General features: G+C 71.2%; 8 protein-coding genes. 3 read left to right on the top strand and 5 right to left on the bottom strand.

The genetic code is table 11. The features are described 5' to 3' along the window. Window positions 1-147: 147 nt before the first annotated feature. Window positions 148-1,263 carry an alanine dehydrogenase gene (gene ald, locus ACTIFV_RS18580; protein ID WP_439594292.1) on the bottom strand — a complete coding sequence of 372 codons (1,116 nt, stop codon included), beginning with the start codon at window positions 1,261-1,263 and terminating at the stop codon, window positions 148-150. A 56-nt stretch (window positions 1,264-1,319) separates the two neighbouring features. After that, on the bottom strand, window positions 1,320-2,309 hold the full coding sequence (locus tag ACTIFV_RS18575) for an asparaginase (protein WP_439594291.1): 990 nt from the start codon (window positions 2,307-2,309) through the stop codon (window positions 1,320-1,322). Between the two features lie 51 nt (window positions 2,310-2,360). Between ACTIFV_RS18575 and ACTIFV_RS18570 the strand changes: the two genes are divergently transcribed. After that, a complete protein-coding gene (locus ACTIFV_RS18570) occupies window positions 2,361-2,831 on the top strand; it encodes an OsmC family protein (protein ID WP_439594290.1) in 471 nt (156 codons plus the stop codon). A 10-nt stretch (window positions 2,832-2,841) separates the two neighbouring features. On the opposite strand, the gene ACTIFV_RS18565 is transcribed toward ACTIFV_RS18570, so the two are convergent. Beyond that, complete coding sequence (locus ACTIFV_RS18565) at window positions 2,842-3,558, bottom strand: lysophospholipid acyltransferase family protein (RefSeq protein WP_439594295.1); 717 nt, start codon at window positions 3,556-3,558, stop codon at window positions 2,842-2,844. Window positions 3,559-3,746: 188 nt separating this feature from the next. On the opposite strand from ACTIFV_RS18565, the gene ACTIFV_RS18560 reads away from it, so the two are divergent. Together ACTIFV_RS18560 and ACTIFV_RS18555 are read left to right on the top strand one after the other, a co-directional pair. Beyond that, entirely contained in the window at window positions 3,747-4,715 is a 969-nt protein-coding gene (locus ACTIFV_RS18560; RefSeq protein WP_439594289.1) for an FKBP-type peptidyl-prolyl cis-trans isomerase, read from the top strand. A gap of 28 nt (window positions 4,716-4,743) precedes the next feature. Next, window positions 4,744-5,826, top strand: coding sequence for a 1-deoxy-D-xylulose-5-phosphate reductoisomerase (locus ACTIFV_RS18555; RefSeq protein ID WP_439594288.1), 1,083 nt, complete (start codon window positions 4,744-4,746; stop codon window positions 5,824-5,826). Between the two features lie 118 nt (window positions 5,827-5,944). Here the strand turns inward: ACTIFV_RS18555 and ACTIFV_RS18550 are convergent, their stop codons facing one another. Both ACTIFV_RS18550 and ACTIFV_RS18545 read right to left on the bottom strand, forming a co-directional pair. After that, on the bottom strand, window positions 5,945-7,606 hold the full coding sequence (locus ACTIFV_RS18550; RefSeq protein ID WP_439594287.1) for a Mur ligase family protein: 1,662 nt from the start codon (window positions 7,604-7,606) through the stop codon (window positions 5,945-5,947). 119 nt (window positions 7,607-7,725) lie between these two features. Continuing rightward, the gene (locus ACTIFV_RS18545; protein ID WP_439594286.1) at window positions 7,726-8,400 is read right to left on the bottom strand and encodes a DUF1775 domain-containing protein; all 675 of its coding nucleotides are present in this window, start codon (window positions 8,398-8,400) and stop codon (window positions 7,726-7,728) included. Window positions 8,401-8,454: the final 54 nt, after the last annotated feature.

Here is an 8,454-nt window from a genome sequence, read left to right as displayed (position 1 = left end):
GAGGGTGGTACCCACATCGTCCCGGAGGTCTTCGCTCACCTCACGTGATCACAACGTGTCGGGGAAGAACATCTAGCGCTGCCGGATGCACGGCGTCACACTCGGCGCCGACGAATCCGCCCGATCCGGGACGACCGGCTCAGGCCGTCACGCCAGCGCTGAGTCGAGCGAGCCGAGCTCGAGACCGTGTGCCGTGGTGACGCCCGCGTTGACCACCGCGCCGCCATGCGTGTTGAGACCCGCAGCGAGAGCGTCGTCGGCGCGCAGCGCCGCCTGCCATCCGTGCCGGGCGATCTGGCGGATGTAGGGCAGCGTCGCGTTCGTGAGCGCGGACGTCGAGGTGTTCGGCACCGCTCCGGGCATGTTCGCGACGCAGTAGAAGATGCTGCCGTGCACCGGGAAGGTCGGATCGGCGTGGGTCGTCGGATGGGTGTCTTCGAAGCATCCACCCTGGTCCACGGCGATGTCGACGAGCACGGAGCCGGGCCGCATGCGCGCCACCATGTCGTTGGTGACGAGCTTCGGCGCCTTCGCGCCGGGGATCAGCACGGAGCCGATCACCAGGTCGGACTCGACGACGGCGCGGTCGAGATCGAGGGGGTTGGATGCCGCGGTCTTGACTCGTCCTTGGAAGTGGTCGTCGAGGTAGCGCAGGCGCTGCACGTTCGTGTCGAAGACGGTGACGTCGGCGCCGAGCCCGACGGCGATGACGGCTGCGTTCGCGCCGGCGACACCGCCGCCGATCACGGTCACGCGCGCGGGGCGCGTCCCGGGGACGCCGGACATGAGCAGTCCGAGCCCACCCGCGGAGCGCATGAGGGTCGCGGCCCCCACGGTCGGCGCCAGCCGCCCGGCGACCTCGCTCATGGGGGCGAGGAGGGGGAGCCCGCCGCCTGCGAGCTGCACCGTCTCGTAGGCGATCGCCGTCACGCTGTCGGCGACGAGGCGATCGGTGAGCGGACGATCGGCGGCGAGATGGAGATAGGTGAACAGCACGAGGTCGTCGCGGAAGTAGCCGTACTCGCTCGCGATCGGCTCCTTGACCTTGAGCAGAAGCTCGGCGCGAGCCCAGACCTCGGCCGCATCGTCGAGCATCGTCGCGCCCGCCGCCTCGTACTCGGCATCCGGCATCGACGAGCCGACACCGGCGCCGCGCTGCACGAAGACGTCATGGCCGACGGCGACGAGGTCGTGCACGCCCGCGGGAGTGAGCGCCACGCGGTACTCGTTGTTCTTGACCTCGGTGGGGACGCTGATCCTCATCGTGTCATCCTTTCCGCTCCGCCTTTGGAGCGTGTCGGCTCCTCGTGGGAGCGCCTTCAGAACGCGGGACGGATCGTCCCGACGGGTTCACCGCCGCCGAGCACCGACAGCGGAAGTCGCGACATCGCATCCGCGACATCGGGGGAGGCGAGGGTGCCGGCCCGCTCGAGCAGTCGCAGCGCGACCGCGGTCGCGGCGCGGCCCGATCCGTCGAGCATCTTGAGCGCGACGGTCGTGCCGTCGGGAGCGACCATGATCATGACGCCCTCGGCGCCGCCCTTCGCGAAGACGCCGAGGCGCTCGATCACGATCGTGTCGGGGCGGCCCGGACCGTCGATCGTCCAGGGGCTCGCGCGCACGGCCTGCACGAGCTGCCCCGCCGTGCGGTGGAGCGCGAACGGGGACGACGTCGACGACGAGCCGATCCGCTGGATCGCGCGCGCGAGACCGAAGAGCGTCATCGCGTAGACCGGCGCGCCGCAGCCGTCGATCGCCGTCGCGGCGATCTTCTCGCCGGTGAGCCGCTCGATCACCTCGCGGATGTGCATCTGAAGGGGATGATTCAGGTCGAGGTAGGTCGCTGTGTCCCATCCGTTCGCGACCGTCGCCGCGAGCATCGCCGCGTGCTTGCCCGAGCAGTTCATGCGCACGCGCTCTGGAGAGCCCAGCTCGCGGACGAGCTCGTCGCGCGTCGCCTGGTCGCCCGGCCACGCGGGCGGACAGCCCAGGGCGTCTTCGGCGAGACCTGCGCCGTGGAGGATGTCGCGCACGACCGATGCGTGCCGATCGGTGCCCGAGTGGCTGGCGGTCGAGAGCGCGAGCTGCTCTCGCTCGAGCGCGGCTCCGGCCGTCACGCACGCGAGCGCCTGGAGCGGCTTGAGGCTCGAGCGCGGGAGGATCAGCGAGGACGGGTCGCCGAGCTGCGCCGCCACCGAGCCGTCGGGGGCGAGGACGATCGCGATGCCCGCGTGCCGCGACTCCACGAAACCGCTGCGTTCGACGACGGCGAGCTCGACGGCACCCGTCGTGGCGAAGGTCTGCGGCACGACCTCAGCCTACCGCCGGGGCGGCACGGCCTTCATGACAGACTGTTGCGCATGTTCGGTGAGCATCGATACTCCGTCCGGAGCGAGTGGACGGGAGACCGCGGCACCGGCACGTCCGGCTACCGCGACTACGACCGCGCGGTCACGATCGAGATCGCGGGCAAGCCCGCTCTGCTCGCGTCATCCGACAAGCCGTTCCGCGGCGACCCGACGCGCTGGAACCCCGAGGATCTCCTCCTCGCCGCGCTCAGCGAGTGCCACCTGCTGTCCTACCTGCACGCGTGTGTGCAGGCAGGAGTGGTCGTCGTGGGCTACACGGACGAGGCATCCGGAATCATGCGCGAAGACGGCAAGGGCGGCGGCGCGTTCCACGAGGTGGTCCTGCGCCCGCACGTCGTCGTCGCCGAGGAGTCGATGGTGGATGCCGCGACCGCCGCGCACGCGCAGGCCCACGCGTGGTGCTTCATCGCGAACTCGGTGAACTTCCCCGTGCGTCACGAGCCGACGATCTCGATCGCCTGAGGCGAGCGCGTCAGACGCGCTCGTGCGGGAGCACCTGCTTGATGCGCTCGATCGCGCCCTGCGCGGGGACCTCGTTGTAGGTGCCGGCGAGCTCTTGGCCGGAGAGGGCGTGGATCGCGGCCATGATCTCATCCGTCGCGAGGCGGCGGGCTTTGCCGGATGCTGCCGCGCCGTGGTGCGAGAGGTCGAGCGGCTCGCCGAACTTCACCGTGATGCGGTGACGGATCGACGGCATCGACGCTCCGACGGGCATGACGTCGTCGGTGCCGATGAGCCCGACGGGCACGACGGGTGCCCCGGTCTCGAGGGCGAGGAAGGCCACGCCCGTCCGGCCCTTGTAGAGCCGGCCGTCCGTCGAGCGCGTGCCCTCGGGGTACAGCGCCACGGCCCGCCCCTCGTCGAGAAGCCGCTTCTGCTGGTCGAGGGCGTCGAGCGCCGCCTGGCCCGCGCCGCGTCGCACGGGGATTGCCCCGATGGACGTGAAGAACGACCTCGAGACCCATCCGCTCAGGCCGCTGCCGTCGAAGTACGTCGACTTCGCGAGGAAGTGCACGGGTCGCGGCGCGGTGACGGGGATGGCGATCGAGTCGATGAACGACAGGTGATTGCTGGCGAAGATGACCGGCCCGGTGCGCGGCACGTTCGCCTTGCCCTCGATGCGAGGGCGGTACACGAGCCGGGCGAGGGGAGTGAGGATGCCTCGCCCGAAGAAGTAGGTGAGACCCATCCTGCGCGAGCGTTCGGGGGCGTCGTCGCTCACCTCGGGCTCGGACGAGGGGGCGGACTCGGGCGCGGAAGTCACCCGACGACAGTACTCCCGATCTCATTCCGATATCGGCATGGCACGTTCCCAGCGGGGACAGAGGATTCATGGGGGAGGATGGGACCTTCCCGTCATCTACGCAGAGGTTCACTGTGCGCACTCGTCCGCTCGTCGCTCTCGCCCTCGCCGCCGCGTCGGCCCTTCTTCTCGCCGGTTGCGCGTCGGCCGATCCTTCGGCAACCCCCAGCGGGACGCCGACCGGCGCCGCCGAGTGCCTCTACAACGTCGCGCCGGGCGAGGTGTCCGACTCCGTGAAGGTCGACGGGGACACCGCAGGGGGCACCGTGACGGTGTCGTCCGACGTCGAGCTCGCAGACCTCGAGCGCACCGTGCTGTCAGCGGGGGACGGCGACGACGTCGCTGCGGGTGATCTGCTGTCGGTCGAGTACCAGATCGTCGACATGTCCACGGGGGAGCGCGTCGAGGATTCGGCGACCAGCACCGCCGGCAACGGCGAGACGCTGCCGCTGCTGCTCGATTCGCAGACGGCCTCGATCTTCGTCGCCGCGCTCGAGTGCCAGCCGCTCGGCTCGCAGGTCGCGCTGGCGATTCCCGGTTCCATGCTCGGCGAGGGCGCCTCGTCGGTGGTCGTGGTGGCCAAGGGCATCGAGGAGCTTCCGACCGTCGCGACGGGCGAACCCCAGCCGGCCGTTGCCGGCATGCCCGAGGTCGCGCTCGCCGACGACGGCAAGCCGACGGTCACGATCCCCGCGGAGGACCCGCCGACCGAGGTCGAGATCGCGATCCTCAAGCAGGGCGACGGCGACACCGTCGCGCCAGGCGACAACGTCGTCGTGCAGTACGAGGGCGTGAAGTGGTCCGATGGAACCACGTTCGACGGCAGCTGGGACCGCGGCGCCCCCTCGCAGTTCGCGACGTCCGGCGTCGTCGACGGCTTCCGTCAGGCGCTCGAGGGGCAGAAGGTCGGCTCGCAGGTTCTCGTCGTCATCCCGCCGGAGTTCGGATACGGCGCACAGGAGGGCCACGAGCTGCAGAAGGAGACGCTCGTCTTCGTCGTGGACATCCTCGCGGTCCAGCACGCGGCGACCACCGCCGGCTGACGCGCGATCGCTTCGGTAGGCTGACCGGGTGCGTCGCATCCTGATCCTCGGCTCCACCGGTTCGATCGGCACGCAGGCGCTCGACGTCGTCCGCGCCAATCCCGAGAGGTTCGAGGTCGTGGGCCTCGCCGCGGGTTCGGATCGTGCGGGGATGGATGCCCAGGCCGCCGAGTTCGGCGTAGAGCACACGGCTCTCGGCGCCGTCGAGGCGGAGCAGCTCGTCCGCGACGTCGATGCGGATGTCGTGCTCAACGGCATCACGGGATCCGTCGGGCTCGGACCGACACTCGCGGCGCTCGAGACAGGGCGTACGCTCGCCCTCGCGAACAAGGAGTCCCTCATCGTCGGGGGAGCGCTCGTGACGGCGCTCGCCGCACCGGGGCAGATCGTGCCGGTGGACTCGGAGCACTCGGCCATCGCTCAGGCCCTTCGGTCGGGCTCGCACGGCGAGGTCGGACGGCTCGTGCTGACCGCGTCGGGCGGGCCGTTCCGCGGACGCTCGCGTGCGTCGCTCCAGCACGTCACGCCGGCAGAAGCGCTCGCGCACCCGACCTGGGACATGGGTCGGGTCGTCACGACGAACTCCGCGACGCTCGTCAACAAGGGTCTCGAAGTGATCGAGGCGCACCTGCTCTTCGACGTGACCTTCGACGACATCGACGTCGTCGTGCATCCGCAGTCGATCGTGCACTCGATGGTCGAGTTCGTCGACGGCTCGACGATCCTCCAGGCGTCACCGCCCGACATGCGCCTGCCGATCTCGCTGGGGCTGGACTGGCCCCACCGCGTCGCCGGGGTCGGGGCGCCGCTGGACTGGTCGAGCGCGGCATCCTGGACCTTCCAGCCGCTCGACGAGCAGGCGTTCCCCGCCGTCGCGCTCGCGAAGCAGGTCGGACGAGCGGGGAGCACGTATCCCGCCGTCTACAACGCCGCGAACGAGCAGGCTGTCGACGCGTTCCACGACGGCAGGCTGGGGTTCCTCGGCATCGTGGAGACGATCGAACGCGTCGTGGACGCCCACGAGCCCCCGGCCGCCCTCACGCGCGCGTCGCTCGCCGAGGCGGAGCGCTGGGCGCGGGATGCCGCGGACCGCGCGATCGCCGCATCCTGAACCCGACTCTCCGCCCGTCGCTCGCTCGGAGACCGGGTTCGGGGCGGATTCCATCCGTCGGGGCAGGGAAAGCGCGCCCCGACGGACGACGTCCGCCCCGAACCCTGACGTGCGAGGTTCAGGGGTAGGCGGGGCGCAGGGGATCCGACGCGGGCGTCTCGTCGTCCGGGTACGGAACGGGCCAGTGCGGATCGGGCACGGGCCAGCCCGCCGCCCGCAGAGCGCGCCGTGAGAGCTCGCGCGCGGAGTAGGGCGTCCGCACCCCGCGGATATCCCGGTAGTCCTGATGGCCGGGGCCGGCCCAGAGGATGGCGTCGCCCTCGCCGACGAGCGCGACGGCCTCGATGATCGCGCGCTCGGGAGGCGAGAACTCGTGGATCTCGGCGTCGGGCTGCGCGCGCCGTGCGCCCTCGATGAGGGTCGCGCGGATCGAGTCGGGGTTCTCGTTGCGCGGATGGTGGTCGGTGATGACGAGGATGTCGCTGCCCTGGACGCCCGTGCGGCCCATGTCGTGGCGCTTCGTCGCGTCGCGGTCGCCGTCGGCGCCGAAGAGCATCACGACCTTGCCCGGAGTCACGCGTCGCACGGCCGCGAGCGTCTTCTCGAACGCGTCGGGTGAGTGGCCGAAGTCGACGTAGACGGCGGGCCCGCGGTCGCCCGAGACACGCTCGGTGCGGCCGGGCAGATACGCGTCGATGCGTGCGCCGTCGAGGGCCTGGGCGATGCGCTCCCACGCGTAGCCCGCTTCGAGGATCATGACGATCGCGAGACCCGCATTGGCGGCCATGTGCCGGCCGATCACGGGGACCACGCCCGTGAGGGAGCGTCCGTCGGGGCCTGCGAGGTGGAACTCGGTGCCGTCCTGGCGTTCGTCGACGATCGTGACGACCCAGTCGGCGGCGGCCGCGGCATCCGGATCCGTCGCGATCTCGGGCGTGCCGACCGTGACGGCGGGGACCTCGCAGCGCGCGAGCACTTCGGCGCCGGACGGGTGGTCGAGCGCGATGACGGCTCGCCGCGAGCGATCGGGTCGGAAGAGCGGGATCTTCGCCTCGAAGTACTCGCGCATGTCGGCGTAGTCGTCGAGGTGGTCGTGGGTGAGGTTGGTGAAGCCGGCGACGTCGAAGACGATCCCGTCGACGCGGCGGCGGCTCAGCGCCTGCGCGCTCACCTCGACCGCGACGGCCTCGACCCCGCGTTCGCGCATGAGGGCGAGCAGGGCGTGCATCTCGTACGCCTCGGGGGTCGTGAGCCGCGAGACGACGACCTCGCCCGCGATGTGGCGCTCGGCCGTGGAAGAGAGGCCGGTCACGACGCCGAGCTGACCCAGGATGCCCTCGAGCAGATGCGAGACGCTCGTCTTGCCGTTGGTGCCCGTCGTGCCGAACAGGAGCGGCAGATCGTCGTCGTCTCCCGTGCTGTAGACCCACGCCGAGAGGTCGCCGAGGAGGGCGCGCGGATCGTCGACGACCAGGATGGGGAGCGCAGTGGATGCCGCGGCATCCACCCCCGCGGCATCGGTCACGATCGCGACCGCGCCCTTCGCGGCGGCAGCGGCGGCGAAGTCGGCGCCGTGCCGGTTGACACCCTGCACGGCGACGAAGACGTCGCCCGGCCGCAGGTCGGCCGTGGCCAGCGTGATGCCCGTGAGCTGTACGCCGCCGACATCGCCGCGCACCTCGCGCGCGAAGCGGGAGGCCAGGTCGCCGAGGTCGTGGACCGGCGGGGAATCGGGCCTCAGCACGGGCGGGATGTTCGAGGGGGCTGTATCGCTGCTCATGGCCAGACCATCCTCTCATTCCGCCGGCATCTCACACGGCCGGTGCCGGCACCGCGCGCACCGGTCGCCGAGCATGCGGGTGCGAACCGCGTGCTCGGCGACCGGCGGTACGGCCGCGGTCAGGCGCGGCGGCGCAGCAGGCTCACGATGAGCGCGGCGATCGCGGCGACGAGCGCGCCCCCGGCGATCCAGCGTGCGACGGGGTCGGCATCGGCGGCGGTGGATGCTGCGGCATCCTCGTGTCCGTCCTCTTCGACCATCGCGGCACCGTCACCGTGCCCGTGTTCTCCGCCCTCGGCGACCGCGGCACCGACCTCCACGACCGGTGCGGGCGCCTCGAGCGTCTCGGGGTCGACACCGTCGCCGGCGACCTCGGTCCACTCGGTCGCGCCCGTGACGCACTCCTGCACGACCGGGAACGCGAGCGTCGTGTCGGCAGCCGACGTGTCGATCAGGACGTCCATCGACACGGTCGCCTTGAGCCCGGACTCGATGGGTGCGTCGGCGGTGTACGTGACGCTCGTCGGCACGCCGTCGGCGCCCAGCTCGCGGGTGATGGTCCAGCCGCCCTGCACGACGGGGGTCGCGTTGCCCACGCCCTCCGGAATGCCGACGGTGAGGGCCGTGGTCGGCGAATCCTCGCACCCGTGCGAGAACGCGAACGTGAGCGTCTCGGTCGCGCCGGCCGACACCTCGCCGGGGTCGACGTGGACGTGGGCGGATGCCGCGAGCGGCGCGGCGACGGCGAGCAGTGCGCCCGCGACGGCGCCGGTGATGATGAGCTTCTTCTTCATGATGGGTCCTTCGAGTCGTCGTTCGATCGCGCGCAGGCGCGCGCGTCGGAACCG

The sequence above is a fragment of the Microbacterium sp. genome (assembly GCF_051860965.1).
In the GTDB taxonomy this organism is placed as follows: Bacteria; Actinomycetota; Actinomycetes; order Actinomycetales; family Microbacteriaceae; genus Microbacterium.
The sequence above is the reverse complement of the archived record's forward strand: the minus strand, read 5'-3'. Positions and strand labels throughout refer to the sequence as shown.

Excerpts from the sequence above, each read along its gene's own strand:
- ACTIFV_RS18550 (WP_439594287.1), bottom strand. The coding sequence starts at position 7,606 with ATGAGCAGCGATACAGCCCCCTCGAACATCCCGCCCGTGCTGAGGCCC.
- ald (WP_439594292.1), bottom strand. The coding sequence starts at position 1,263 with ATGAGGATCAGCGTCCCCACCGAGGTCAAGAACAACGAGTACCGCGTG.
- ACTIFV_RS18565 (WP_439594295.1), bottom strand. The coding sequence starts at position 3,558 with ATGGGTCTCACCTACTTCTTCGGGCGAGGCATCCTCACTCCCCTCGCC.
- ACTIFV_RS18545 (WP_439594286.1), bottom strand. The coding sequence starts at position 8,400 with ATGAAGAAGAAGCTCATCATCACCGGCGCCGTCGCGGGCGCACTGCTC.
- ACTIFV_RS18570 (WP_439594290.1), top strand. The coding sequence starts at position 2,361 with ATGTTCGGTGAGCATCGATACTCCGTCCGGAGCGAGTGGACGGGAGAC.